The sequence below is a fragment of the Burkholderia cepacia ATCC 25416 genome, assembly GCF_001411495.1.
In the GTDB taxonomy this organism is placed as follows: Bacteria; Pseudomonadota; Gammaproteobacteria; order Burkholderiales; family Burkholderiaceae; genus Burkholderia; species Burkholderia cepacia.
In genome coordinates, this window is sequence record NZ_CP012981.1 from 1,948,026 (window position 1) to 1,974,316 (window position 26,291).

Consider the following 26,291-nt stretch of genomic DNA (forward strand, 5'->3'; position numbering starts at 1 on the left):
TACCGGTGGCATTCCGCCCGGCCCGTCCGTGGCTGGGCGCTTTTTCGGAAGGGGAAGGGGGCATGCGTTTCGGCGGCAACAAAAAACCCCGCAGACTTGCGTCATGCGGGGTTCGTGCGACGAGCGCGGAATTTGGTGGAGGCGGCGGGAATCGAACCCGCGTCCAGAAGCGCTCCACGACTAGTTCTACATGTTTAGTTCAGTCATTTGATTTAACCGCAGCGACGCGGACGAACACGCTGCACTACGGCGATTCGCTAGGTTTTCGACCCTGGCGTCGCGACGCCGACAGGGCTTAACTGACGTAAATGACCTCTGGCGGTATTGCTACCGGTCTTGCGACACTAGCCCGTCAGTGAACTAGGCAGAGGACGGCGGCCCTTAGGCTGCCAGTGCGAACGTATCGTCGTTTGCAGTTACGATTTTCCCATTGATTAACGAGGTGACGGGTCCTCGACATGCCCTAGCCGCTTCACAACCCCTGTCGAAACCAGGTCGCCCCCGCGGATAAGATCGACCATTATAGCCCAACATCGCGCAGCAGTTCGCGCAGTTGCAGTGTCGTGTCGACGAGATGTTGCGCTTGCCAGTCGGCCGGTGCGGCGCCGTCGCCGCAGTAGCCGTACGCGGCCGCGATCGTCGCCATGCCGGCGGCGCTGCCGGCCTGAATGTCGCGCAGATCGTCGCCGACGTAGACGATGCGTGCGGGCGCGAGCGTCAACTGGTCGGCCGCATGCAGCAGCGGGGCCGGATGCGGCTTCGGGTGCGGCGTTGTGTCGCCCCCGACGACGCAGGCCGCGCGTGGCGCGAGACCGAGCAACTCGACGAGCGGCGCCGTGAGCCGCATCACCTTGTTCGTAACGATCCCCCAGCGCACACCGCGTGCATCGAGTTCGTCGAGCACGTCGCCGATGCCGGGGAACAGCGTCGTATGCACACACAGATCCGTCGCGTAGTTGGCCAGGAACTCGTCGCGCATCGCCTCGTAACCGGGCGTGTGCGGATCGATGCCGAACGCGCCGCCGAGCAGGCCCCGCGCGCCGGCCGAGGCCAGCGGCCGCAGCACGTCGAGCGGTGTTTCGGGCAGGTCGCGCACGCGTTGCATCTTGTTGACGGCCGCCGCGAGATCGGGGGCCGTGTCGGCGAGCGTGCCGTCCAGGTCGAACAGCACGGCATCGCAGTGCAGCAGGCGCGGTTCGTCGAGTGCAGCCCGCGCGGTCGAGAGGGGAGTCGTCATGCGGGGTGGAGGGTCACGCGCCGCGGCGGCACGCGACGAGGTAGTTGATGTCGGTGTCGTTCGACAGCGCGAAGCGCTTGCCGATCGGGTGATACGTGATGCCCTTGATCTCCACGATGTGCAGATCCGTCGCACGCACGAAGCCGGCCAGTTCCGACGGGCGGATGAAGCGCGCGTAGTCGTGCGTGCCCTTCGGCAGCATTTGCGCGATGTACTCCGCGCCGATCACGGCGAACAGGTAGGCCTTCAGGTTGCGGTTCAGCGTCGAGAAGAACACCCAGCCACCCGGCTTCACGAGCGTCGCGCACGCGGCGACGACATCGCCGGGAGACGGCACGTGCTCGAGCATCTCCATGCACGTGACGACATCATAGGTGCCCGGTTCACGCGCGGCGATCGCTTCCGCTGCGATGGCTTCATAGTCGACAGTGATGCCGCTTTCGAGGCTGTGCAGGTCGGCGACGCCGAGCGCTTCGGTCGACAGGTCGATACCTTTCACCTGTGCGCCGAGTCCGGCCATCGATTCGGACAGGATGCCGCCGCCGCAGCCGACGTCGAGTGCACGCTTGCCGGCGAGGTGCGCATGCGCATCGATCCAGCCGAGGCGGACCGGGTTCAGGTCGTGCAGCGGCTTGAATTCGGCGTTCGGATCCCACCACCGATGGGCGAGGTCGCTGAATTTCTGGAGTTCGTGCGGATCGGCGTTGGTCATGTCGGCAAACGGGCTACGAGAGGAGGGCGGTACTGCGATTCGTCAGCCCCGAGTATATAAGAAGCGGACGAGCGGCGAAGCGGCAGGCGCCTGGACGGGCGTCAAAGAAAAAGCCCCGCCGGGGCGGGGCTTTGAAGCAGTCGAAAACCGCGGCTTAGTTTGCCGGAACGGTCGTCTTCTGGACTTCTTGCGTACCAACCACTTCGACTTCCACGCGGCGATCCGGTGCGAGGCAGGCGATGAGTTGCTTGCGGTTCTTCTGGTTGCAGCCCGTCGTGACCGGGTTGCGCTTGCCCTTGCCTTCCGTGTAGATCTTGTTGGCCGGCACACCCTTGCTGACCAGGTACGACTTCACGGCTTGCGCACGGCGCAGCGACAGACGGTCGTTGTACTTGTCCGAACCGATGCGGTCCGTGTAGCCCGTTGCGACGACCACTTCCGTGTTCATGCCTTCGATCTTCGAAGCCAGTTCGTCCAGCTTTTGCTTGCCCAGCGGCTTGAGCGTTGCCTTGTCGAAGTCGAACAGTGCGTCAGCTTGATACGTGATCTTCTGGCTCGAGATAGCCGGAGCGACCGGAGCGACCGGCGGCTGCGGTGCCTGGGCGACCAGTGCGCCATCGCACTTCGCGTTGGCGGTGGCCGGCGTCCAGAACGCATCGCGCCAGCAGAGCTCGTTCGTGCCGTTCATCCACACCCATTCGCCCGTGCCGTTCACCCAGTTGTCATTGACGGCTTGACGCGACGCCGGCACCGACTGTGCCGAAGCGGATGCAGCCATAACTGCGGTAGCTGCAATGAACGCGAGCTTTGAAAGTTTATTCATATTTCTCCTCTCGAAATTGAGATTACCGCAGGTTTACTGCGAGCCTGTTGACGGTGACAAGTCATACATTGCTCGAAGTATAACATTGGTGCGGCACAAAAAACGCGGCACCGCTCTGTGTAGACTTCGAGCAGCGTCTAACTTTCAGTGCGTTGGCATTTTGCCATATCGTTCCCTTCCTACGAAAAAAAATCCTCCCCACCCTAAGATCGCTTCAACTTTGTGGTGCATGCGCAACACCGCCCTGCCGCAACTTTTAGAGATTGTCAAGAGTGTGTCGGCGAAATTGCGCGAATGTGCGTGGTTGTTTACTCGTGCGCATGAAACAAGTGTGAGGGGATCGCCGGCGGCGTCGAGTCGCGTGCGATTTCGGTCGAATCGACGTGGCCGCGATTTTCGCTATTTATATATAGAGGGGGCGGCGAATTGGCGGCTGATGGGCGCATGTTAGAATCTCGCGTTGCGTTGCGCATGCAGCGCCCACGCGAAAGGCGTTCGCCGTCTTCGCTCCGAAACGATACGGATACATGGATCAATTCGCCAAAGAGACCCTGCCCACCTCCCTAGAGGAGGAAATGCGCCGTTCGTATCTCGATTACGCGATGAGCGTGATCGTCGGACGTGCCCTCCCGGATGTCCGCGATGGCTTGAAGCCCGTGCATCGGCGCGTGTTGTTCGCGATGCACGAACTGAACAACGACTGGAACCGCGCGTACAAGAAGTCGGCGCGTATCGTCGGTGACGTGATCGGTAAGTACCATCCTCACGGCGACACCGCGGTGTACGACACGATCGTGCGGATGGCGCAGGACTTCTCGCTGCGCTACATGCTGATCGACGGGCAAGGCAACTTCGGCTCGATCGACGGCGACAATGCCGCGGCGATGCGTTACACCGAAATTCGCATGGCGAAGATCGGTCACGAGCTGCTCGCCGACATCGACAAGGAAACGGTCGATTTCGAGCCGAACTACGACGGCAACGAAATGCAGCCGTCGGTCCTGCCGTCGCGCATCCCGAACCTGCTGATCAACGGCTCGTCGGGCATCGCGGTCGGTATGGCGACCAACATCCCGCCGCACAACCTGAACGAAGTCGTCGACGCGTGCCAGCATCTGCTGGGTAACCCGGAAGCGACGATCGACGAGCTGATCGAGATCATCCCGGCGCCGGATTTCCCGACGGCCGGCATCATCTACGGCGTCGCCGGCGTGCGTGACGGCTACCGCACCGGGCGCGGTCGCGTCGTGATGCGCGCGGCCACGCACTTCGAGGAGATCGACCGCGGCCAGCGGATGGCGATCATCGTCGACGAGCTGCCGTACCAGGTGAACAAACGCTCGCTGCTCGAGCGGATCGCCGAACTCGTCAACGAGAAGAAGCTCGAAGGCATCTCCGACATCCGCGACGAGTCCGACAAGAGCGGCATGCGCGTCGTGATCGAGCTCAAGCGCGGTGAAGTGCCGGAAGTGGTGCTGAACAACCTGTACAAGGCGACGCAGCTCCAGGATACGTTCGGCATGAACATGGTCGCGCTGGTCGACGGCCAGCCGAAGCTGCTGAACCTGAAGGAAATCCTGCAGTGCTTCCTGTCGCACCGACGCGAAGTGCTGACGCGCCGCACGATCTACGAACTGCGCAAGGCCCGTGAACGTGGCCATGTGCTCGAAGGTCTCGCGGTCGCGCTCGCCAACATCGACGAGTTCATCGCGATCATCAAGGCAGCGCCGACGCCGCCGATCGCGAAGGCGGAGTTGATGGCGAAGCCGTGGGATTCGTCGCTCGTGCGCGAGATGCTCACGCGCGCCGAGAGCGAGAACGCGGCGGCCGGCGGCCGCTCCGCGTACCGCCCGGAAGGCCTGAACCCGGCGTTCGGCATGCAGAGCGACGGGCTGTACCGCCTGTCCGACACGCAGGCCCAGGAAATCCTGCAGATGCGCCTGCAGCGCCTGACCGGCCTCGAGCAGGACAAGATCATCGGCGAGTACCGCGAAGTGATGGCGCAGATCGCCGACCTGCTGGACATCCTCGCACGCCCCGAGCGGATCACGACGATGATCGGCGAGGAGCTGACCTCGGTGAAGGCCGAATTCGGCGACGCGCGCCGCTCGAAGATCGAGCTGAACGCGACCGAGCTGAACACCGAGGATCTGATCACGCCGCAGGACATGGTCGTCACGATGTCGCACGCGGGCTACGTGAAGTCGCAGCCGCTGTCCGAGTACCGCGCGCAGAAGCGCGGCGGCCGCGGCAAGCAGGCGACGCAGATGAAGGAAGACGACTGGATCGAGACGCTGTTCATCGCGAACACGCACGACTACATCCTGTGCTTCTCGAACCGCGGCCGCGTGTACTGGGTCAAGGTCTATGAAGTGCCGCAGGGTTCGCGGAACTCGCGCGGCCGCCCGATCGTCAACATGTTCCCGCTGCAGGAAGGCGAGAAGATCAACGTCGTGCTGCCGGTCAAGGAGTTCTCGGCCGACAAGTTCATCTTCATGGCGACGTCGCTCGGTACCGTGAAGAAGACGCCGCTCGAGGCATTCAGCCGTCCGATGAAGAAGGGCATCATCGCGGTCGGCCTCGACGAGGGCGACTACCTGATCGGCGCGTCGATCACCGACGGTGCGCACGACGTGATGCTGTTCTCCGATTCCGGCAAGGCCGTGCGCTTCGACGAGAACGACGTGCGTCCGATGGGGCGTGAAGCACGAGGCGTGCGCGGCATGCAGCTCGAGGACGGGCAGCAGGTCATCGCGATGCTGGTTGCCGGCAGCGAGGAGCAGACGGTGCTCACCGCGACCGAGAACGGCTACGGCAAGCGTACGCCGATCACCGAGTACACGCGTCACGGCCGCGGCACGAAGGGTATGATCGCGATCCAGACGTCGGAGCGTAACGGCAAGGTCGTGGCTGCAACGCTCGTCGACGCCGAAGATCAGATCATGCTGATCACGACGGCCGGCGTGTTGATTCGCACCCGTGTCTCGGAGATTCGCGAGATGGGGCGTGCCACGCAAGGTGTTACACTCATCAGTCTCGATGAGGGTACCAAGCTCTCCGGCCTGCAGCAGATCGCGGAGGCTGAAGAGGGCGATGGCGAGGCCGACGAGGCGTCGGACGGCGAAGCCTGAAGAACGGATGAGACTCTGGCCGCCGCGGGCGTGAAGCGCCGCGGCCGGCGAGCAACCATTCATATTTCCAAAAGGGAGTGATGATGCAAAAGCAATTCAAGCAACTGGTCCTGCTGGCTGCACTGGTGCCGACGTTCGCGATGGCGCAAGCGCTGTCGAATTCCGCACCGGCGCCTGCCGCGGCAGCTGCGCCGATCGACGCCGACAAGAAGGCTGCGATCAAGGATCTGCTCGACGCGATCGACGCGCCGAAGCTCGTGTCGGCAATCGGCAACAGCGCCGAAATGCAGGCCAAGCAACTCGTGCCGGCAATCCTGTCGGACGCGCTGTCGGAAAACAAGACGCTGAACGACAAGCAGAAGCAAGCTGCCGTTCCGACGCTGCAGAAGAACGCGGTGCCGAAGCTGGTCGACGGCGCAGGCAAGGTGTTCGGTACGCAACAGTTCCAGAACGACGCGATGTCGGCTCAGTACGACGCCTACGCGAAGTACTACAGCACGTCGGAGATCAAGGATCTGACGACGTTCTACAAGAGCCCGACGGGCCGCAAGTTCATCCAGGTTCAGGATCAGGTCGGTCGCGACGTGGTCAACGGCCTGATGCAGAAGTACATGCCGCAAGCGATCCAGGCAACGCGTACGCAGGCTGACAAGGAAGTCGCAGCAGTCAAGCCGGGCAAGTAAAGCCGTCCGGGCACGCCACCGGCCGTTCGGCCGGGTTTGGCGGGAGCCTGACGACAGTGCGATAATGGCCGTTTGCGCGCGAGCGCAAGCGGCCATTTCTTTTCTGGCGCGTTCTGCCGGCGGCGAGCCGGTCGCGTCCCTCCGAGGTTTTCACGATGCGCGTCTTTAATTTCTCCGCCGGCCCTGCGGCGATGCCCGAGGAAGTGCTGCGGCAAGCCGCCGACGAAATGCTCGACTGGCACGGCAGCGGTATGAGCGTGATGGAGATGAGCCATCGCGGCAAGGAGTTCATGTCGATCCACGAGGCCGCGCTGACCGACCTGCGCGACCTGCTCGGCGTGCCGGCAAGCCACCGGATCCTGTTCCTGCAGGGCGGCGGTATTGCCGAAAACGCGATCGTGCCGATGAACCTGCTCGGCTCGCGCAAGACGGCCGACTTCGTCGTGACGGGCTCGTGGTCGCAGAAATCGTTCAGCGAAGCGAAGAAATACGGCACGCCGCATCTCGCCGCAACCGGCAAGACGGAAAACGGCTTCACGCGTGCGCCCGCGCGCGCCGAATGGCAACTGTCGGACGATCCGGCCTACGTGCATCTGTGCACCAACGAGACGATCGACGGCGTCGAGACGTTCGAGATTCCCGATCTCGGCGACGTGCCGCTGGTCGCGGATGTCTCGTCGCATATCCTGTCGCGTCCGATGGACGTCGCGAAGTACGGTGTGCTGTTCGGCGGTGCGCAGAAGAACATCGGGATGGCCGGTGTGACGCTCGTGATCGTGCGCGAGGACCTGCTCGACCGCTCGCTGTCGATCTGCCCGTCCGCGTTCGAATGGAAGACCATCGCCGCGAACAACTCGCTGTACAACACGCCGCCCACCTACGCGATCTACATCGCGGGTCTGGTATTCCAGTGGCTGAAGCGGCAGGGCGGTCTCGAGGCGATCGAGGCCCGCAATATCGAAAAGGCGAAGCTGCTCTACGACACGATCGATGCGAGCAGTTTCTATCTGAACAAGGTCGAGCCGGCAGCACGTTCGCGAATGAACGTGCCGTTTTTCCTGGCCGACGAAACGCGCAACGAAGACTTCCTTGCCGGCGCAAAGGCGCGCGGGCTGCTGCAGCTGAAGGGCCACAAGTCCGTCGGCGGTATGCGGGCGTCGATCTACAACGCGGTGCCGCTCGAGGGCGTGAAAGCGCTCGTCGAGTACATGAAGGACTTCGAGCAGCGCGGCGCCTGACGGCGGCGCTGTTCAAACAGCACGGCAAAACGCATGGACGACGAACTGAATTCCCGCCTGAAACCGCTGCGCGATCGCATCGACGCGATCGATGCGCAGCTGATCGCGCTCCTGAACCAGCGCGCCGCGGTGGCGCTGGAGGTGGGCGAGGTCAAGAAGCATTTCAACGCGCCGGTGTTCCGGCCGGAGCGCGAGCTGCAGGTGATCGCGCGGTTGCAGGATATGAGCGCGGGGCCGCTCGCGAGCGAGCACATCAGCGCCATCTGGCGCGAGATCATGGCCGCGAGCCGCGCGCTCGAGCAGACGATCCACGTCGCGTTCCTCGGGCCGGTCGGCACGTACAGCGAGCAGGCGATGCTCGAGTATTTCGGCCAGTCGATCGAAGGGCTGCCGTGCCCGTCGATCGACGAAGTATTCCGCTCGGTCGAGGCCGGGGCTACTGCGTACGGCATCGCGCCGGTCGAGAATTCGACCGAAGGCGCCGTGTCGCGCACGCTCGACCTGCTGCTGCAGACGCAATTGCTGATCAGCGGTGAGCTCGCGCTGCCGATCCATCACAACCTGCTGACGCAGGGCGGCACGCTCGACGGCGTGAAGCGCGTCTGCGCGCATGCGCAGGCGCTTGCGCAATGCCAGCAGTGGCTCGCGGCGAATGCGCCGCAGCTCGAGCGGCAAGCCGTGGCGAGCAACGCGGAGGCCGCGCGTCTCGCGGCGGCCGATCCGACCGTCGCGGCGATCGCGGGCGACCGTGCGGCCGCGCACTACGGATTGCAGATCGCGTTCTCGCTGATTCAGGACGATCCGCACAACCGCACGCGCTTCGTCATCGTCGGCAAGCAGCCGGCCGGGCAAAGCGGTCACGACCAGACGTCGCTGATCGTGTCGGTGAAGAACGAGCCGGGCGCCGTGTTCAAGCTGCTCGAGCCGCTCGCGCGGCACGGCGTGTCGATGACGCGCTTCGAGTCGCGCCCGGCGCGCGTCGGCACGTGGGAGTACTACTTCTACATCGATATCGAAGGGCACCGGGACGATGCGGCGGTGGCGGCCGCGCTCGCGGAACTCGGCCAGAAGGCCGCGTTCCTGAAGATACTCGGTTCGTATCCGCGCGCACGCTGATGCGCGGCGGCCCGTCGCCTGCTCGGGCAGGCGTTGCGGCGAGGCAGGCAGGGCAGGCCGGTTGGCGCTGCCGAAGGCGGGTTCGGCCCGCGTCCGGCGCAGGTTGCGCCGGGTGCGGGCCCGTTGCCCGGAATCTGGAATTCCGCATGCGGGGCGTCGTTCCGCGCGCGTAACTTGGCTCTTGTCGTGTCAGGCTTTGCATTCAACAAACTGGTCATTTTCGGCGTCGGCCTGATCGGCGGATCGCTAGCCCGCGCGCTGCGCGAACGCGCGCCGGGCGGTGCGGGCGAGGTCGTCGGCGTGGGGCGTTCGCGTGCGTCGGTCGAGCGCGCGCTCGCGCTCGGCGTGATCGATCGCGCGGCGGCACTCGACGATGACGCGCAATTGCGCGACGCGCTGGCGGGCGCCGATCTCGTGCTGCTGGCGGCACCCGTTGCGCAAACGGGCCCGTTGCTCAAGCGCATCGCGCCGTGGCTTGAAGCGGCGACGATCGTCACCGATGCCGGCAGCACCAAGTCCGATGTCGTCGCGGCCGCGCGAGACGCGCTCGGCGCACGCATCGCGCAGTTCGTGCCGGGGCATCCGATTGCCGGTCGCGAGTCGAGCGGCGTCGAGGCCGCGTTGCCGGATCTGTACGTCGGTCGCAACGTGGTGCTGTGCCCGCTGCCGGAGAATGCGCCCGAATCCGTCGCGCGGATCGACGCGATGTGGCGCGCGACCGGCGCCGACGTGCGCACGATGAGCACGGAGCAGCACGATCGCGTGTTTGCGTCGATCAGCCATTTGCCGCACGTGCTGTCGTTCGCGCTCGTCGAGCAGATCCTCGGCGAGGCCGACGCGGAACTTAAATTCTCGTACGCGGCGGGCGGTTTCCGCGATTTCACGCGCATCGCGGCGTCGAGCCCGGAGATGTGGCGCGACGTGTGCGTCGCGAATCGCGCGGCGCTGCTCGACGAGCTCGACGGCTATACGCGCGTGCTCACGCGGCTGCGCGCGGCGATCGACGCCGGCGACGGCGCGGCGCTCGAAGCCGTGTTCACGCGTTCGCGCGCCGCGCGCAAGGCATGGCAGGAGCGCGGCGGCGCGCCCGCTGCCGAACCGGTCAAGAAATAACAGGACGATTCCCATGGACTATCTCGATCTCGGCCCGTACTCCAGCGCATCGGGCACCGTGCGCCTGCCCGGCTCGAAGAGCATTTCGAACCGCGTGCTGCTGCTCGCGGCGCTGGCCGAAGGCGAAACGACGATCACCAACCTGCTCGACTCCGACGACACGCGCGTGATGCTCGACGCACTCGGCAAGCTCGGCGTGAAGCTCGCGCGCGACGGCGATACCTGTGTCGTCACGGGCACGCGCGGCGCATTCACCGCGAAGACGGCCGACCTGTTCCTCGGCAACGCGGGCACGGCCGTGCGGCCGCTGACCGCCGCGCTCGCGGTGAACGGCGGCGACTATCGCGTGCACGGCGTGCCGCGCATGCACGAGCGGCCGATCGGCGATCTCGTCGACGGCCTGCGCCAGATCGGCGCGCAGATCGACTACGAGCTGAACGAAGGCTTCCCGCCGCTGCGGATCAAACCCGCGACGATCTCGGTCGATGCGCCGATCCGCGTGCGCGGCGACGTGTCGAGCCAGTTCCTCACGGCGCTCCTGATGACGCTGCCGCTCGTGAAGGCGAAGGACGGCCGGATTGTCGTCGAGATCGACGGCGAGCTGATCTCGAAGCCGTACATCGACATCACGATCCGGCTGATGGAGCGCTTCGGCGTGACCGTCGAGCGCGACGGCTGGCAGCGCTTCGTCGTGCCGGCCGGGGTTCGCTACAAATCGCCGGGGCAGATCATGGTCGAGGGCGACGCGTCGTCGGCGTCGTATTTCCTCGCGGCCGGCGCGCTCGGCGGCGGGCCGCTGCGTGTCGAGGGCGTGGGGCGTGCGAGCATCCAGGGCGACGTCGGCTTTGCGAACGCGCTGATGCAGATGGGCGCGAACGTGACGATGGGCGACGACTGGATCGAAGTGCGCGGCATCGGCCACGACCACGGCAAGCTCGAGCCGATCGACATGGATTTCAACCTGATTCCCGATGCGGCGATGACGATCGCGGTCGCGGCGCTGTTCGCCGCCGGCCCGAGCACGCTGCGCAACATCGCAAGCTGGCGCGTGAAGGAAACCGACCGCATCGCGGCGATGGCGACCGAACTGCGCAAGGTCGGCGCGATCGTCGAGGAAGGTCCTGACTATCTCGTCGTCACGCCGCCGGAAAAGCTCACGCCGAACGCGGCGATCGACACGTACGACGATCACCGGATGGCGATGTGTTTCTCGCTCGTCAGCCTGAGCGGTGTGCCCGTGCGGATCAACGATCCGAAGTGCGTCGGCAAGACGTTCCCCGACTATTTCGACCGCTTCGCCGCGCTCGCCAAAGCCTGACCCGACTGTTCCGATGAAATCGACCCGACCCTTTCACCCGACTCCCGTCATCACGATCGACGGTCCCACTGCTTCCGGCAAGGGCACCGTCGCCGCGCTCGTCGCCGCGCATCTTGGCTTCCACCTGCTCGACAGCGGCGCGCTGTACCGCCTCGCCGCGCTCGCGAGCGTGCGCTACGGCATCGCGGCAGAGGACATCGACGCGCTGGTGAAGCTGATCGACGATCTCCACATCACGTTCCGGGAGGGCTGCGCGCAGCTCGACGGCGTCGATGTGTCGAACGACATCCGTGCCGAAGCGGTCGGCAACCGCGCATCGGCGATTGCCGTGCATGGGCCGGTGCGCACCGCGCTCGTCGCGCGTCAGCGCGCGTTCCGCAAGACGCCGGGCCTCGTTGCAGACGGGCGCGACATGGGCACCGTGATCTTCCCGGACGCCGTGTTGAAGGTGTTCCTGACGGCCAGCGCCGAGGCGCGCGCGACCAGACGGCATAAGCAATTGATGCAAAAAGGTTTTTCTGCTAATATAGATGACTTGCTCCGGGATCTTCGTGAACGTGACGCGCGCGACAGCAATCGCGCGGCCGCGCCGCTGAAGCCTGCGGCAGATGCCAAGCTGCTCGATACGTCGGCGCTTTCGGTCGATGAAGCGGTCGACCAGGTGCTGCAGTGGTACCGGGCGCTCGGCCAGCCCGCCTGAGAAGGCGGGTAGCAGTAGGTGTTCCGCGTCGCAAGCGCGGAGCGTGTTTCGAACCCTTAACCCCGTGTGGTCGTCGATCTGGCCCTTTCAGCCTGCCATTCCGGCCGGCGTGGCACAGCGATCCATGCACAATCAGATTTTTATGTCCGACCTGCAAACCTCCACCCCGAATACTGAATCTTTCGCGGCTCTGTTCGAAGAGTCGCTGACCCGCCAAGACATGCGCGCCGGCGAAGTGATTTCCGCCGAAGTCGTGCGCGTCGACCACAACTTCGTGGTCGTCAATGCAGGCCTGAAGTCCGAGGCTTACATTCCGATCGAGGAATTCCTGAACGATCAGGGCGAGGTTGAGGTGCAGTCGGGCGATTTCGTGTCCGTCGCGATCGACGCACTCGAAAACGGCTACGGCGACACGATCCTGTCGCGCGACAAGGCGAAGCGCCTTGCATCGTGGCTGTCGCTGGAAAAGGCTCTCGACAACAACGAACTCGTCACCGGCACGATCACCGGCAAGGTGAAGGGCGGCATGACCGTGATGGTCAACGGCATCCGTGCGTTCCTGCCGGGTTCGCTGGTCGACACGCGTCCGGTCAAGGACACGACCCCGTACGAAGGCAAGACGCTCGAGTTCCGCGTGATCAAGCTCGATCGCAAGCGTAACAACGTCGTGCTGTCGCGTCGTGCAGTGATCGAAGCAACCCAAGGCGAAGAGCGCGCGAAGCTGCTCGAGACGCTGAAGGAAGGCGCGATCGTCAACGGCGTGGTCAAGAACATCACCGACTACGGCGCGTTCGTCGACCTCGGCGGCATCGACGGCCTGCTGCACATCACCGACATCGCATGGCGTCGTGTGCGTCACCCGAGCGAAGTCCTGTCGGTTGGCCAGGAAGTCACCGCGAAGATCCTCAAGTTCGACCAAGAGAAGAACCGCGTCTCGCTGGGCATCAAGCAACTGGGCGACGATCCGTGGGAAGGCATCTCGCGCCGTTACCCGTCGGGCACGCGCCTGTTCGGCAAGGTCACGAACATCACCGACTACGGCGCATTCGTCGAAGTGGAATCGGGCATCGAAGGCCTCGTCCACGTGTCGGAAATGGACTGGACCAACAAGAACGTTGCTCCGTCGAAGGTTGTCCAGCTGGGCGACGAAGTCGAAGTCATGGTCCTCGAGATCGACGAAGACCGTCGTCGTATCAGCCTCGGCATGAAGCAGTGCAAGCCGAATCCGTGGGATGACTTCAGCCGCAACTTCAAGAAGGGCGACAAGATCACGGGCGCAATCAAGTCGATCACCGACTTCGGCGTGTTCATCGGTCTGCCGGGCGGCATCGACGGCCTGGTCCACCTGTCGGACCTGTCGTGGAGCGAAGCCGGCGAAGAAGCCGTTCGCAAGTACAAGAAGGGCGACGAAGTCGAAGCGATCGTGCTCGGTATCGACGTCGAGAAGGAGCGTATTTCGCTCGGCATCAAGCAGCTCGAAGGCGACCCGTTCAGCAACTACGTTGCAATGAACGACAAGGGCTCGATCGTCGACGGCGTCGTGAAGACGGTCGATGCGAAGGGTGCGGTCGTCACGCTGACGGGCGACATCGAAGGCTACCTGCGTGCGTCGGAAATCTCGCAGGATCGCGTCGAAGACGCACGCAACGTGCTGAAGGAAGGCGACAAGGTCAACGCGATGGTGATCAACATCGATCGCAAGTCGCGCGGCATCAACCTGTCGATCAAGGCGAAGGATTCGGCTGAACAACAGGAAGCGATCCGCGGCCTGCAGTCGGACACCAGCGCTGCTGCGACCGGTACGACCAACCTCGGCGCGCTGCTGAAGGCGAAGCTCGACGGCCAGAACCAGTAAGCCTCACGAGGTCTGCTGAAGTATGACCAAATCCGAGTTGGTCGCGCAGCTGGCATCGCGATTTCCGCAACTTGTCCTCAAGGATGCGGATTTCGCGGTGAAAACGATGCTCGATGCGATGTCTGACGCTCTGGCGAAAGGGCATCGTATCGAAATTCGGGGTTTCGGCAGCTTTGGCCTCAACCGTCGCCCGGCGCGCGTCGGACGCAACCCGAAGTCAGGGGAGAAAGTGCAGGTGCCCGAGAAGTTCGTGCCGCACTTCAAGCCTGGCAAGGAATTGCGGGAACGCGTCGACGGCCGCGCCGGTGAGCCGCTGAAGGCTGACGATCCGGACGACGAGCGTTGAGCGTCACCCGGATTGCCCGGAACCCATCCGGCGAAGGCTGAAAAGAAAAGCGCCCCTTGCGGGCGCTTTTTTCATTTCCGGCGATTGCGACGCAACGGGTGCGTGCAGGATGTGCGCAGCCGCGGAAACGCTTCCTTTACAATACGGGTCGATTCGGCGCGACGAAGGGGAGTCGCGCGCCGCGGCAAACCTCAACAAAGAGAGGGCTTCATGAAGTTTATCGTCTGGCTGATCCGGGTATTGGTGTTCGTACTGCTGCTGGTGCTTGCGCTGGCCAATACGCAAACCGCGACGCTGAATTTCGTGGCCGGCTATTCATGGCAGGCGCCGCTGATCCTGATCGGCCTCGCGTTCTTCGCCGTGGGGCTGCTGGCCGGCTTGCTGTCCGCGCTGCCTTCGATCTTCCGCTTGCGTCTCGAGAACGGGCGCCTGAAGCGCGATCTGCGCGCGGCACGCGAAACGCCGGCCGTCATCGAGCAGCCGCCGATGCCGCCCGTCATTTAACACGGACGCCTCGCGATCATCGCGCGGTTTTCGTCTCTGCTTCGATATTTCGCATGGATCTGGATTTCTGGTGGTTGCTCGCGATTCCGGTCGCGTTCGCGCTCGGTTGGGCGGCGTCACGCTATGACCTTAAGAATCTCCTGTCGGAGAGTGCCAACCTGCCGCGCTCGTATTTCCGCGGCCTGAATTTTCTGTTGAACGAACAACCCGACAAGGCGATCGACGCGTTCATCGAGGTCGCCAAGCTGGATCCCGAGACGGTCGAGCTGCACTTCGCGCTCGGCAACCTGTTTCGCCGCCGCGGCGAAACCGACCGCGCGATCCGCGTGCACCAGAACCTGCTGAGCCGCACGGACCTGCCGGTCAACGAGCGCGATCACGCGCTGTACGAACTCGGCCAGGATTTCCTGAAGGCCGGCCTGCTCGATCGCGCCGAGGAGGCGTTCCACAAACTCGCCGACGGCGATTACGCACTCGGCGCGCAGCGGGCGCTGCTGACGATCTACGAGATCGAGAAGGACTGGAACAAGTCGATCGATACGGCGAAGCGCATCGAGTCGATGAGCGACAAACCGCTCGGCGTCGAAATTGCGCAGTTTCACTGCGAACTTGCGCAGGATGCGCTGCAGCGCAAGAACGCGGCAGCGGCTGCCGAACAGTTGCGCCTCGCGTTGACCGTGAACCCGCAGAACGTTCGCGCGACGATCCTCTCCGGCGACGCCGCGGCGGCCGAGGGCAACCACGCGGCCGCGATCGAGCACTGGAAGCGCGTCGAAGCGCAGAATCCGGCGTATCTGCCGCTCGTCGCCGACAAGCTGATGAAGGCGTACGTCGCGCTCGGCAAGAACGCCGAAGGCGCCGAGCTGCTGATGGGCTATGTCGACCGCTATCCGTCGAACGACCTGCTCGACATCGCATACCAGCACATCGCGGGCTTGCGCGGCCAGGACGCGGCGCACACGCTCGCGCGCACGCAGATGGAGAAGTCGCCGAACCTGTCGGGGATGCTGCACCTGCTCGATGCGCAGATCGCGGCGGCCGACGAGCCGCACCGTAAGGAACTTGAAATGATGCGTGCGCTGATCAAGCAGCGCACCAAGAATTTGCCACGGTATACGTGCCAGAATTGCGGTTTCCGGGCGCGCAATTTCTACTGGCAGTGTCCGGGCTGCAGCGGCTGGGAAACCTATGCGCCGCGTCGCGTCGATCCTGCGATGCCGGGCTGATCCCGGCACGCGGAGCCAACGCGCTGCGGTTGCCGCGGGGTTCGTCCCGGCGGCCAAGTTAGTCAATTACCGGGAAGTACCGGAACATCTATGAAAATCACCATCATCGGCACCGGCTATGTCGGTCTCGTCACGGGCGCCTGCCTGGCGGAGATCGGCCACGACGTATTCTGCCTCGACGTCGATCCGCGCAAGATCGACATCCTGAACAACGGCGGGATGCCGATTCACGAACCTGGGCTGCTGGACATCATCGCGCGCAACCGCGCAGCGGGGCGCCTGCGCTTCTCGACCGACATCGAGGCAAGCGTCGCGCACGGCGAGATCCAGTTCATCGCCGTCGGCACGCCGCCCGACGAGGACGGCTCGGCCGACCTGCAGTACGTGCTCGAAGCCGCGCGCAACATCGGCCGCCACATGACGGGCTTCAAGGTGATCGTCGACAAGTCGACGGTGCCGGTCGGTACCGCACAGCGCGTGCGCGGCGTGGTCGACGAAGCGCTTGCCGCCCGCGGGTTGGCAGGCAGCGTCGCGCATCGCTTCTCGGTCGTGTCGAACCCGGAGTTCCTGAAGGAAGGCGCCGCGGTCGAGGACTTCATGCGTCCGGACCGGATCATCATTGGCGTCGACGACGACGAGACGGGCACGATCGCGCGCGAGAAGATGAAGAAGCTCTACGCGCCGTTCAACCGCAACCATGAGCGCACGATCTACATGGACGTGCGTTCGGCGGAATTCGCGAAATATGCGGCGAATGCGATGCTTGCAACGCGTATCTCGTTCATGAACGAGATGTCGAATCTCGCCGACAAGGTCGGCGCCGACATCGAGGCCGTGCGCCGCGGGATCGGCTCCGATCCGCGCATCGGCTATCACTTCCTGTACGCCGGCGTCGGCTACGGCGGCTCGTGCTTCCCGAAGGACGTCCAGGCGCTGATTCGCACGGCTGGCGAGAACGGCCAGCCGTTGCGCATCCTGGAAGCCGTCGAGGCAGCCAACCATGCGCAGAAGGACGTGCTGATCGGCAAGATCGAGCAGCGCTTCGGTGCCGACCTGACCGGCCGCGAGTTCGCGGTCTGGGGCCTGGCGTTCAAGCCGAACACCGATGACATGCGCGAGGCGCCGAGCCGCCGCCTGATCGCCGCGCTGCTCGAACGTGGCGCGACCGTGCGTGCGTACGATCCGGTCGCGGTCGACGAGGCGCGGCGCGTGTTTGCGCTCGATTTCGGTACCGATCCGGACGCGCTGGCGCGGCTGCATCTCGTCGACACGCAGGACATTGCCGTGACGGGCGCGGACGCGCTCGTGATCGTGACCGAGTGGAAGGAATTCCGGAGCCCCGATTTCACGCGCCTGAAGGCTGAACTGAAGGCGCCGGTGATCTTCGACGGGCGCAACCTGTACGAGCCGGATGCGATGGCCGAACTGGGCATCGACTACTACGCGATCGGCCGGCCGTATGTCGATCCCCAGTCGTCCTCCCGTGGCTGATCACACGATGAATACTCTCCGCGAGGTCGTTCCGGTGCCGCGTGCGCAACTCGCGCGCTCGCGCGTGCTTGTCGTCGGCGACGTGATGCTCGACCGTTACTGGTTCGGTAACGTCGATCGCATTTCGCCCGAGGCGCCCGTGCCGGTCGTGCACGTGCAGCGCCAGGAAGAGCGGCTCGGCGGTGCGGCCAACGTCGCGCGCAACGCCGTGACGCTCGGCGGCCAGGCCGGGTTGCTGTGCGTCGTCGGGTGCGACGAACCCGGCGAGCGCATCGTCGAACTGCTCGGCAGCAGCGGCGTGACGCCGCATCTCGAGCGCGACCCGGCGCTGCCGACCACGATCAAGCTGCGCGTGCTCGCGCGCCAGCAGCAACTGCTGCGCGTCGACTTCGAGGCCATGCCGACGCACGAGGTGCTGCTCGCGGGGCTCGCGCGCTTCGATGCGCTGCTGCCGCAGCACGACGTCGTGCTGATGTCGGATTACGCGAAAGGCGGCCTGACGCACGTCACGACGATGATCGAGAAGGCGCGCGCGGCCGGCAAGTCCGTCCTCGTCGACCCGAAGGGCGACGACTGGGCGCGCTATCGCGGTGCGTCGCTGATCACGCCGAATCGCGCGGAATTGCGCGAAGTGGTCGGGCAGTGGAAATCGGAAGACGATCTGCGCGCACGTGTCGCGAAGCTGCGCGCGGAACTCGACATCGACGCGCTGCTGCTCACGCGTTCGGAAGAAGGCATGACGCTGTTTTCCGCCACCGGCGAACTGCACGCACCGGCACTCGCGCGCGAGGTGTTCGACGTGTCGGGCGCGGGCGATACCGTGATCGCGACGGTCGCGACGATGCTCGGTGCAGGCGTGCCGCTCGTCGACGCCGTCGTGCTCGCGAATCGCGCGGCAGGCATCGTGGTCGGCAAGCTCGGCACGGCCACGGTGGACTACGACGAACTGTTTCATTGAGCGCATGCGGCGGCGCGATGAGCGCGCCGCACGCATGGCTCGCACTTTTCAGGCAGGACGATCATGACCCTCATCGTCACCGGCGCAGCCGGTTTTATCGGCGCGAACATCGTCAAGGCGCTCAACGAGCGCGGCGAGACGCGCATCATCGCGGTCGACAACCTGACGCGCGCGGACAAGTTCCGGAATCTCGTCGATTGCGAGATCGACGACTATCTGGACAAGTCGGAATTCGTCGAACGTTTCGCGCGCGGCGATTTCGGCAAGGTGCGCGCGGTGTTCCACGAAGGTGCGTGCTCGGACACGATGGAAACCGACGGCCGCTACATGATGGACAACAACTTCCGCTACAGTCGCGCGTTGCTCGACACCTGCCTCGCACAGGGCACGCAGTTCCTGTACGCGTCGTCGGCGGCGACCTACGGCGGCTCGACGCGATTCGTCGAGGAGCGCGACGTCGAGGCGCCGCTGAATGTCTACGGCTATTCGAAGTTCCTGTTCGACCAGGTGGTCCGTCGTGTGCTGCCGACCGCGCAGAGCCAGATCGCCGGCTTCCGCTATTTCAACGTGTACGGCCCGCGCGAGACGCACAAGGGCCGCATGGCGTCGGTCGCGTTCCACAACTTCAACCAGTTCCGTGCGGAAGGCAAGGTGAAGCTGTTCGGCGAGTACAACGGCTACGCACCGGGCGAGCAGACGCGCGACTTCGTGTCGATCGAGGACGTGACCAAGGTGAACCTGTTCTTCTTCGATCATCCGGAGAAGTCGGGCATCTTCAACCTCGGGACCGGCCGTGCGCAGCCGTTCAACGATATCGCGTCGACGGTCGTGAATACGTTGCGCGCGCTCGACAACCTGCCGCCGCTGACGCTCGCGCAGCAGGTCGAGCAAGGGCTGATCGAATACGTGCCGTTCCCCGATGCGCTGCGCGGCAAGTACCAGTGCTTCACGCAGGCCGACCAGACGAAACTGCGCGCGGCCGGTTACGACGCACCGTTCCTGACCGTGCAGGAAGGCGTCGACCGATACGTGCGTTGGCTATCCGGCCAGGTTTAAACGGAAGCGTTGCGCCGATAGACTGGGTCTCACGGTCGGCAGCCGCCGGCCGTATTCATCGGAGATCCAGCACATGATCAGAAAATGGTTGGCCGCAGCGGCAATGCTCGGCACGATCGCCTCGGCCTGGGCGGCCGTCGACGTCAACACCGCCAACGAGGATGCGCTCGTCGGCATCAAGGGTATCGGCCCGGCGCGGGCAAAGGCGATTCTCGACGAACGCGGCGCACGCGGTCCGTTCAGGAATGCGGAGGATCTCGCCGCACGCGTGAAAGGCATGGGCGGCCATACCGTCGAGCGGCTTCAGCAGGAAGGCCTGACGATCGGTGCGGCCGGCACGGGTGCCGCGCAGCCGGCCCCGGGCAAGCCGGCCGCCGGCAAGCCTGCGGCCGCACCTGCCCGCACCACCACGCAGAAGTAACACGTCGCGCGCAGCCGACAACAAGCTCCTTCAGTCGCCGTCGTTGCGACGGCTTCCCGCGGCATGCCGCGGGTTTTTTGCGTGGGCACGGCGCATGCGGCGTCCACGCGTTGCACGGCATGCGTATTCCATCGCCGCAATGGGGTTGCCGGCGCGAGCAGCGGTGCTGGTTTACAATCGATCGATTGATCGGCCTCGTACTCACGGTATATCCATGGCTTACAAAACTATCGAAGACACGATCGGCAATACGCCGCTCGTCCAACTGGTCCGCTTGCCGGACGACGAGATTCGCGCGCGCAACAACGTGGTGCTCGCGAAGCTCGAAGGCAACAATCCGGCCGGTTCCGTGAAGGATCGCCCGGCGTTGTCGATGATCAGCAAGGCCGAGGCGCGCGGGCGCATCAAGCCGGGCGACACGCTGATCGAGGCGACCAGCGGCAACACCGGTATCGCACTCGCGATGGCAGCGGCGATCCGCGGCTACAAGATGGTGCTGATCATGCCGGAGGACCTGTCGGTCGAGCGCCGCCAGAGCATGGCCGCCTACGGTGCCGAAATCATCCTGACGCCGGTGAAGGGCGGGATGGAACTGGCACGTGATCTCGCGGACGAGATGCAGCGCGAAGGAAAGGGCGTGATCCTCGACCAGTTCGCGAACCCCGACAATCCGATTGCGCACTACGAAGCGACGGGCCCGGAAATCTGGCGCGATACCGAAGGGCGCGTCACGCACTTCGTGTCGGCAATGGGCACGACGGGCACGATCATGGGCACGTCGCGCTATCTGAAGGAGCAAAATCCGGCGATCGAGATCGTCGGTGCGCAGCCGGAAGACGGTTCGCGCATTCCGGGCATCCGCAAGTGGCCGGAAGCCTATATGCCGACGATCTTCGATCGCAGCCGTGTCGACCGCGTCGAGAGCGTGAGCCAGGCTGCGTCGGAAACGATGGCGCGCCGCCTCGCGGCCGTCGAAGGCATCTTCGCGGGCATTTCGTCGGGCGGCGCATGCGAAGTCGCGATGCGCATCGCGCGTCAGGTCGAGAATGCGACGATCGTGTTCATCGTCTGCGATCGCGGCGACCGCTACCTGTCGACGGGCGTGTTTCCTGCCTGAACGCGAGCAGATGCGCGTTGCGCGCGTACGAAAAGAAAGCGCCGCTTGTGCGGCGCTTTTTCATTGGGCGGGCGGTGCTTACTGCGACTGTGTATCGGTGGTATTCGGCTGAAGTGCGCCGCTCGCTTCCATCTGCGCCTTTACAGCCTCGCCAAGCTGGTACACGGTAAGCGCGTAGAAGAAGCTGCGGTTGTAGCGCGTCAGCACGTAGAAATTCTTGAGCCCGAGCATGTATTCGGTCGCGCGGCCCGGCGACGGCAGGTCGACCACCGTCACGGGCGTGCCGGCTTCGGTCGTGATGTTGACCGTCGGCTCGTTCAGCGTCATGCCCGCGCGCAGCAGTTGCGACAGTGCCCAGTGCGGTTCGGGCTGGCCGTCGGCGGCGGCTTGTGCGATCCCCAGGCTGCCCGTGTCGGGCGTGATCTGCCAGACCACCGGGCGGTCGGTTTCCCAGCCGTGCTGCTTCAGGTAGTTCGCGACGCTGCCGATCGCATCGACAGGACTGCTGCGCAGGTCGACATGGCCCGTGCCGTCGAAGTCGACCGCATATTCGCGGATGCTGCTCGGCAGGAACTGCGGAATCCCGATCGCGCCCGTATACGAACCGAGCACGGTGGTCGGGTCGAGCTGGTTGTCGCGGGTCCAGACCAGGAAATCCTCGAGGTTCTTGCGGAACGTCGCCTGGCGGCTGTCACGATTCGGCGTGTCCGGATAGTCGAACGTGAGCGTCGTCAGCGCGTCGAGCACGCGGAAATTGCCCATGTAGCGGCCGTAGATCGTCTCGACACCGATGATGCCGACGATCACCTCGGGCGGCACGCCGAATTGCTCGGATGCACGCTGCAGCGTTGCCTGGTTCGCCTTCCAGAATTTCACGCCCGCGTTGATGCGGATCGGCTCGATGAAGCGCGAGCGATAGACGCGCCAGTTCTTGACCGTCGGCGACGGGGCCGGTTTCACGAGCTTGACCGCTGTCGCCGAATAGCTGATACGCGAGAACAGCGCATGCAGGCTCGCGGAGTCGAAGCCGTTGCGGCTGACCATCTCGTCGATGAACGCGTCGACCTTCGCGTTGTTCGCGTAACGCTGCGGAACGATTTCCTCTTCGAAGGTCTGGCCTTGCGGCGTCGGTTGTTGCGGCTGGGCCTGTGCGACGAGCGTGCCCGCGGGCTTCGCGGGTTGCGTCTGCGCGCCGGCAGGCGCGGCGCCGAGGGCCGCGACGACAGCGGCCGCGACGAGCGGAACGCGAACACGGAACAGCGCGGAGAGAAGGGCGGCAGGCTTGCTGGAATTCATGTCGAAGCGGGCGGACAGGGCGATTGGGTTCGGCGCAGTATACCCGACGGATCCGGCGCGCCGGGGCGTGGCAGGCCCCCGTTGTGGTAAGTTAGCGGCGAATTCGCGGCAGACGATGGACATCATTGATGGAGACCTGCGGCGCACCGTGCGCCGCGGATGACAGCTTATGGCAACCGCTTTCTATACGCACCCCGACTGCATGCTGCACGAGATGGGGGAATGGCATCCGGAATGCCCGGCCCGCCTGTCGGCGATCCAGGATCAACTGATCGCGAGCCGCATCGACGATCTGATCGTGCACGAAACCGCGCCGTTCGCGAGCGAGGTGGCGCTGGGACGGGTGCATACGCAGGCGCACATCGACTACATCCGGAGCATGACGCCGGTCGACGGCTACGTCGAGATCGATCCCGATACGCTGATGAACCGCGATACGTGGCGCGCGGCGCTGCGTGCGGCCGGCGCCGCGATCGCGGCGACCGACGCGGTGATCGAAGGCCGCTATGCGAATGCGTTCTGTGGCGTGCGTCCGCCCGGCCACCATGCGGAGCCTGCGCGTGCGATGGGTTTCTGCTTCTTCAACAACGTCGCGATCGCCGCGCGACATGCGCTCGACGTACACGGTCTGGAGCGTGTCGCGATCATCGATTTCGACGTGCATCACGGCAACGGCACCGAGGCGGCATTCGCGAACGACGAGCGGGTGCTGATGTGCAGCTTCTTCCAGCATCCGCTGTACCCGTTCTCGGGCGTCGATCACCAGGCGCCGAACATGGTCAACCTGCCGATGCCCGCGCGCAGCAACGGGATGGCGATCCGCGAAGCCGTCGACATGTTCTGGCTGCCGCGCCTCGATGCGTTCAAGCCGCAGATGCTGTTCGTGTCCGCGGGTTTCGATGCGCATCGCGAGGACGACATCGGCAACCTCGGCCTCGTCGAAGCCGATTTCGAATGGTTGACCGCGCAGATCGTCGAGGTGGCGCGCCGGCATGCGCAGGGGCGCATCGTGAGCTGCCTCGAAGGCGGCTACAACCTGTCTGCGCTCGGGCGCAGCGTCGTCGCGCACCTGCGCGTACTGGCCGGCATCTGACGATCGCGTGACCGGCCCCGGGCGCACTCAGCGCGCCGGCGCCCGCGCGTGAATCCACGCGATCAGCGCGTCGATCACGCGATCGCGTTCGAGATCGTTCATCGTTTCGTGAAAGCCGCCTTCGTACAGCGTCAGCGTGCGATCGGGCGAGCCGACGCGCGCACCGAACGCACGGCTGCCGTCGGGTTCGGTCAGCTTGTCCTCGGTGCCGTGATAGACGAGCACCGGAACGCGCAGCCCGCCGCGACCGCTTTCGATGCGTGCCATCGCGTCGAGAATCTCCGCGCCGGTGCGCGCGGGCACCGCGCCGTGATGGACGAGCGGATCGGCGCGATTGGCTGCGACGATGGCCGGATCGCGCGACAGCAGCGCGGCATCGATCCTGATCGCGGGGAAGGTCGGCCATATGCGGCTGATGACGCGGCTCACAGCAAGCATCCAGCGCGGCACGTCACGTCCCGGCGCGAGCGCCGGACTCGACAGCACGAGGCCGGCCAGCGCGTGGCCGCGTGCCGGCGCGCGTTCGATCGCGTACAGCGCCGCGACCGCTCCGCCCATGCTGTGCCCCATCAGGAACAGCGGCGAATTGCCGCGTGCGGCTTCGGCGACCAGCGCATCCGCATCGTTCAGGTAGCCGTCGAAGCGCTCGACCCAGGCGCGCTTGCCGGGTGACTGGCCGTGCCCGCGCAAGTCGATCGCGAGCACCTCGATGCCGGCCGCATTCAGACGGCCGGCGAGCGCGGCATAACGACCCGCGTGTTCGGCAAGGCCATGTACGAGCGCGATCGTCGCGCGCGGCGGCTCGGTGCCGTCGCCAGCCGGCCAGCGGTACGACGCCAGTTCGAGCCCGTCGGCGGTACGCAGGCGGCCCATCGTCGGCGCGGGTGGGGACGATGGCGCCGGTCCGGCGGTGGCAGGTGCGGCGGCCGGCGTGGTGGTGGCGGTCATCTGGCGTGTCCCCTGTCGGTTGGTTGGTGTTCCGGATCATAGTCGCGGCATCGTCGTGGCGCGCCAGCGGCATCCCTCTAATTTCGTGCGGTTATGAAAAGATCGAAATCGATTATTAAGGGGAATGAGGGGTTTGCGGTAAAATCGACGGTTATTCCAGATGCATCGGCGGCCGACTGGCGGGCCAACTCGCCAGCCGGCCGCCGTTTTGTTTACATGATCGAATTACGCAATCTTTCGCAGCGATTTCCCGGGCCGGGCGGCTGGGTCGAGGCGCTGCGCAACATCAACCTGACGATCCCGCAGGGCGAGGTGTTCGGCATCATCGGCCGAAGCGGCGCCGGCAAGAGCACGCTCGTGCGCACCATCAACCTGCTCACGCGGCCGACCGAAGGCAATGTCGTCGTCGGCGGGCTCGATCTCACGCTGCTGTCGGCTGGCGCGCTGCGCGAGGCGCGACGCGAGATCGGCATGATCTTCCAGCACTTCAACCTGCTGTCGTCGCGCACGGTGTTCGACAACGTCGCGCTGCCGCTCGAGCTGGCCGGCGCAAGCCGTGCCGACATCGAGGCCGCGGTGCTGCCGCTGCTCGACCTCGTCGGGCTGTCAGCGCAGAAGGATCGCTATCCGTCTCAGATCAGCGGCGGGCAGAAGCAGCGCGTCGGCATCGCACGCGCGCTCGCGAGCCAGCCGAAGGTGCTGCTGTCGGACGAAGCGACGTCCGCGCTCGATCCCGAGACCACGCGCTCGATCCTCGACCTGCTGAAGCGCATCAACCGCGAACTCGGCCTGACGATCGTGCTGATCACGCACCAGATGGAAGTGATCAAGCAGGTGTGCGATCGCGTCGCGGTGCTCGATGCGGGGCGCGTGGTCGAGGAAGGCCGCGTGATCGACGTGTTCCTGCAGCCGCATCACGAAGTGACGCGCGCGCTGATCGGCGACGTGATCGCGCAGGAGTTGCCGCCCGCGCTGAAGGCGCGCGTGGCCGAGCGGCTGAAGACCGGCAGCGGGCATCTGCTGCGGCTGGCGTTTACGGGCTCGGGTGTCGACCAGCCGATCCTGTCGGAAACGATCCGTCGGTACGAACTCGATTTCAACATCCTGCATGGCCAGATCGACGAGATTCAGGGTCAAGCATTCGGTTCGCTCGCGGTGCTCGCGGGCGGCGAGCCGGGCAAGGTCGGGCAGGCGCTCGCGTTCCTGCGCGAACAAGGTGTGGTGGTAGAGGAGCTTTCGTATGTTGAGTGAGATGTTCGATATGTTCGTGCAGTCGTTCTGGGAGACGCTGATCATGGTCGGCATCTCCGGGGCGGTCGGCGCGCTCGTCGGCCTGCCGCTCGGCGTGCTGCTCTACCTGACCGACCGCCAGGGCGTGCTGCAGAACCTCGCGGTGAATCGCGTGCTCGGCGGCATCGTGAATGCCGTCCGCTCGACGCCGTTCATCATCCTGCTGGTCGCTGTGATTCCGTTTACGCGGCTCGTCACGGGTTCGTCGATCGGCACGGCCGCGGCGGTCGTGCCGCTGACGCTCGCGGCCGCGCCGTTCATCGCGCGTCTCGTCGAGACGGCGTTGCGCGAAGTCGACCGCGGGCTGATCGAGGCCGCGCAATCGATGGGCGCGACCACGTCGCAGATCGTCTTCAAGGTGCTGTTGCCCGAATCGCTGCCGGGTGTCGTCGCGGGCCTGACGATCACGTTCGTGTCGCTGGTCGGCTATTCGGCGATGGCGGGCGCGATCGGCGGCGGCGGGCTCGGCGATCTCGGGATCCGCTACGGTTATCAGCGCTATCTGCCGGAAGTGATGTGGACGGTCGTCGCGATCCTGATCGTGTTCGTGCAGATCGTGCAGTCGTTTGGCGACTGGCTCGTCCGCCGGCTGAGCCACAAATAAGACGAAATTGATCCG

Annotated in this window: 24 protein-coding genes and 1 other RNA gene; 19 read left to right on the forward strand and 6 right to left on the reverse strand. The window is 65.0% G+C overall.

Annotated elements, in window-relative coordinates; translation table 11 throughout:
* Positions 1-133: 133 nt before the first annotated feature.
* The 4 genes from ssrA to ompA form a co-directional block, all read right to left on the reverse strand.
* Positions 134-503, reverse strand: a transfer-messenger RNA (tmRNA) gene (gene ssrA, locus APZ15_RS38440).
* A gap of 17 nt (positions 504-520) precedes the next feature.
* Positions 521-1,237, reverse strand: a complete 717-nt coding sequence (gene gph / locus APZ15_RS08885) for a phosphoglycolate phosphatase (RefSeq protein WP_027788068.1) — start codon at positions 1,235-1,237, stop codon at positions 521-523.
* Positions 1,238-1,250: 13 nt separating this feature from the next.
* The gene (ubiG, locus tag APZ15_RS08890) at positions 1,251-1,949 is read right to left on the reverse strand and encodes a bifunctional 2-polyprenyl-6-hydroxyphenol methylase/3-demethylubiquinol 3-O-methyltransferase UbiG (protein WP_027788067.1); all 699 of its coding nucleotides are present in this window, start codon (positions 1,947-1,949) and stop codon (positions 1,251-1,253) included.
* A 154-nt stretch (positions 1,950-2,103) separates the two neighbouring features.
* On the reverse strand, positions 2,104-2,772 hold the full coding sequence (gene ompA, locus APZ15_RS08895) for an outer membrane protein OmpA (protein WP_021157465.1): 669 nt from the start codon (positions 2,770-2,772) through the stop codon (positions 2,104-2,106).
* A 527-nt stretch (positions 2,773-3,299) separates the two neighbouring features.
* On the opposite strand from ompA, the gene gyrA reads away from it, so the two are divergent.
* The 16 genes from gyrA to cysM all read left to right on the forward strand — a co-directional run bounded on the left by gyrA (position 3,300) and on the right by cysM (position 21,045).
* Positions 3,300-5,903: a DNA gyrase subunit A gene (gyrA, locus tag APZ15_RS08900; protein WP_027788066.1), complete on the forward strand. Its 2,604-nt coding sequence runs from the start codon at positions 3,300-3,302 to the stop codon at positions 5,901-5,903.
* Positions 5,904-5,986: 83 nt separating this feature from the next.
* The gene (locus APZ15_RS08905) at positions 5,987-6,586 is read left to right on the forward strand and encodes a DUF2059 domain-containing protein (protein WP_021157463.1); all 600 of its coding nucleotides are present in this window, start codon (positions 5,987-5,989) and stop codon (positions 6,584-6,586) included.
* Positions 6,587-6,741: 155 nt separating this feature from the next.
* Positions 6,742-7,824, forward strand: coding sequence for a 3-phosphoserine/phosphohydroxythreonine transaminase (gene serC, locus APZ15_RS08910; protein WP_027788065.1), 1,083 nt, complete (start codon positions 6,742-6,744; stop codon positions 7,822-7,824).
* 33 nt (positions 7,825-7,857) lie between these two features.
* Positions 7,858-8,940, forward strand: coding sequence for a prephenate dehydratase (gene pheA / locus APZ15_RS08915; protein ID WP_027788064.1), 1,083 nt, complete (start codon positions 7,858-7,860; stop codon positions 8,938-8,940).
* Between the two features lie 186 nt (positions 8,941-9,126).
* Positions 9,127-10,053, forward strand: a complete 927-nt coding sequence (locus tag APZ15_RS08920) for a prephenate dehydrogenase/arogenate dehydrogenase family protein (protein ID WP_027788063.1) — start codon at positions 9,127-9,129, stop codon at positions 10,051-10,053.
* A gap of 13 nt (positions 10,054-10,066) precedes the next feature.
* A complete protein-coding gene (gene aroA / locus APZ15_RS08925; RefSeq protein ID WP_027788062.1) occupies positions 10,067-11,371 on the forward strand; it encodes a 3-phosphoshikimate 1-carboxyvinyltransferase in 1,305 nt (434 codons plus the stop codon).
* Between the two features lie 13 nt (positions 11,372-11,384).
* Positions 11,385-12,071, forward strand: coding sequence for a (d)CMP kinase (gene cmk, locus APZ15_RS08930; RefSeq protein WP_006476573.1), 687 nt, complete (start codon positions 11,385-11,387; stop codon positions 12,069-12,071).
* Positions 12,072-12,213: 142 nt separating this feature from the next.
* A complete protein-coding gene (rpsA, locus tag APZ15_RS08935; RefSeq protein WP_027788061.1) occupies positions 12,214-13,926 on the forward strand; it encodes a 30S ribosomal protein S1 in 1,713 nt (570 codons plus the stop codon).
* Between the two features lie 22 nt (positions 13,927-13,948).
* Entirely contained in the window at positions 13,949-14,272 is a 324-nt protein-coding gene (locus APZ15_RS08940; RefSeq protein WP_006486894.1) for an integration host factor subunit beta, read from the forward strand.
* Between the two features lie 210 nt (positions 14,273-14,482).
* On the forward strand, positions 14,483-14,776 hold the full coding sequence (locus APZ15_RS08945; RefSeq protein ID WP_027788060.1) for a lipopolysaccharide assembly protein LapA domain-containing protein: 294 nt from the start codon (positions 14,483-14,485) through the stop codon (positions 14,774-14,776).
* A gap of 53 nt (positions 14,777-14,829) precedes the next feature.
* Positions 14,830-16,002, forward strand: coding sequence for a lipopolysaccharide assembly protein LapB (gene lapB, locus APZ15_RS08950; RefSeq protein ID WP_027788059.1), 1,173 nt, complete (start codon positions 14,830-14,832; stop codon positions 16,000-16,002).
* A 90-nt stretch (positions 16,003-16,092) separates the two neighbouring features.
* Positions 16,093-17,493 (forward strand): UDP-glucose dehydrogenase family protein, encoded by a 1,401-nt coding sequence (locus tag APZ15_RS08955; RefSeq protein WP_027788058.1) that lies wholly within the window; start codon positions 16,093-16,095, stop codon positions 17,491-17,493.
* Positions 17,494-17,500: 7 nt separating this feature from the next.
* Entirely contained in the window at positions 17,501-18,451 is a 951-nt protein-coding gene (rfaE1, locus tag APZ15_RS08960; protein WP_051363294.1) for a D-glycero-beta-D-manno-heptose-7-phosphate kinase, read from the forward strand.
* Positions 18,452-18,514: 63 nt separating this feature from the next.
* Entirely contained in the window at positions 18,515-19,507 is a 993-nt protein-coding gene (rfaD, locus tag APZ15_RS08965; protein WP_027788057.1) for an ADP-glyceromanno-heptose 6-epimerase, read from the forward strand.
* A gap of 73 nt (positions 19,508-19,580) precedes the next feature.
* On the forward strand, positions 19,581-19,928 hold the full coding sequence (locus APZ15_RS08970) for a ComEA family DNA-binding protein (RefSeq protein WP_021157453.1): 348 nt from the start codon (positions 19,581-19,583) through the stop codon (positions 19,926-19,928).
* 214 nt (positions 19,929-20,142) lie between these two features.
* Positions 20,143-21,045 carry a cysteine synthase CysM gene (cysM, locus tag APZ15_RS08975; RefSeq protein ID WP_027788056.1) on the forward strand — a complete coding sequence of 301 codons (903 nt, stop codon included), beginning with the start codon at positions 20,143-20,145 and terminating at the stop codon, positions 21,043-21,045.
* 78 nt (positions 21,046-21,123) lie between these two features.
* Here the strand turns inward: cysM and mltB are convergent, their stop codons facing one another.
* A complete protein-coding gene (gene mltB, locus APZ15_RS08980) occupies positions 21,124-22,467 on the reverse strand; it encodes a lytic murein transglycosylase B (protein ID WP_080982007.1) in 1,344 nt (447 codons plus the stop codon).
* Positions 22,468-22,510: 43 nt separating this feature from the next.
* Here mltB and APZ15_RS08985 point away from each other — a divergent pair, with 43 nt between their 5' ends.
* Complete coding sequence (locus tag APZ15_RS08985) at positions 22,511-23,434, forward strand: histone deacetylase family protein (RefSeq protein ID WP_021157450.1); 924 nt, start codon at positions 22,511-22,513, stop codon at positions 23,432-23,434.
* 27 nt (positions 23,435-23,461) lie between these two features.
* On the opposite strand, the gene APZ15_RS08990 is transcribed toward APZ15_RS08985, so the two are convergent.
* A complete protein-coding gene (locus tag APZ15_RS08990) occupies positions 23,462-24,382 on the reverse strand; it encodes an alpha/beta hydrolase (protein WP_027788054.1) in 921 nt (306 codons plus the stop codon).
* A 216-nt stretch (positions 24,383-24,598) separates the two neighbouring features.
* Between APZ15_RS08990 and APZ15_RS08995 the strand changes: the two genes are divergently transcribed.
* Positions 24,599-25,633 (forward strand): methionine ABC transporter ATP-binding protein, encoded by a 1,035-nt coding sequence (locus tag APZ15_RS08995; RefSeq protein WP_027788053.1) that lies wholly within the window; start codon positions 24,599-24,601, stop codon positions 25,631-25,633.
* Complete coding sequence (locus tag APZ15_RS09000) at positions 25,623-26,276, forward strand: methionine ABC transporter permease (RefSeq protein WP_006486982.1); 654 nt, start codon at positions 25,623-25,625, stop codon at positions 26,274-26,276. Before APZ15_RS08995 ends, APZ15_RS09000 begins: the two co-directional genes overlap by 11 nt.
* The last annotated feature ends 15 nt before the right edge of the window (positions 26,277-26,291 follow it).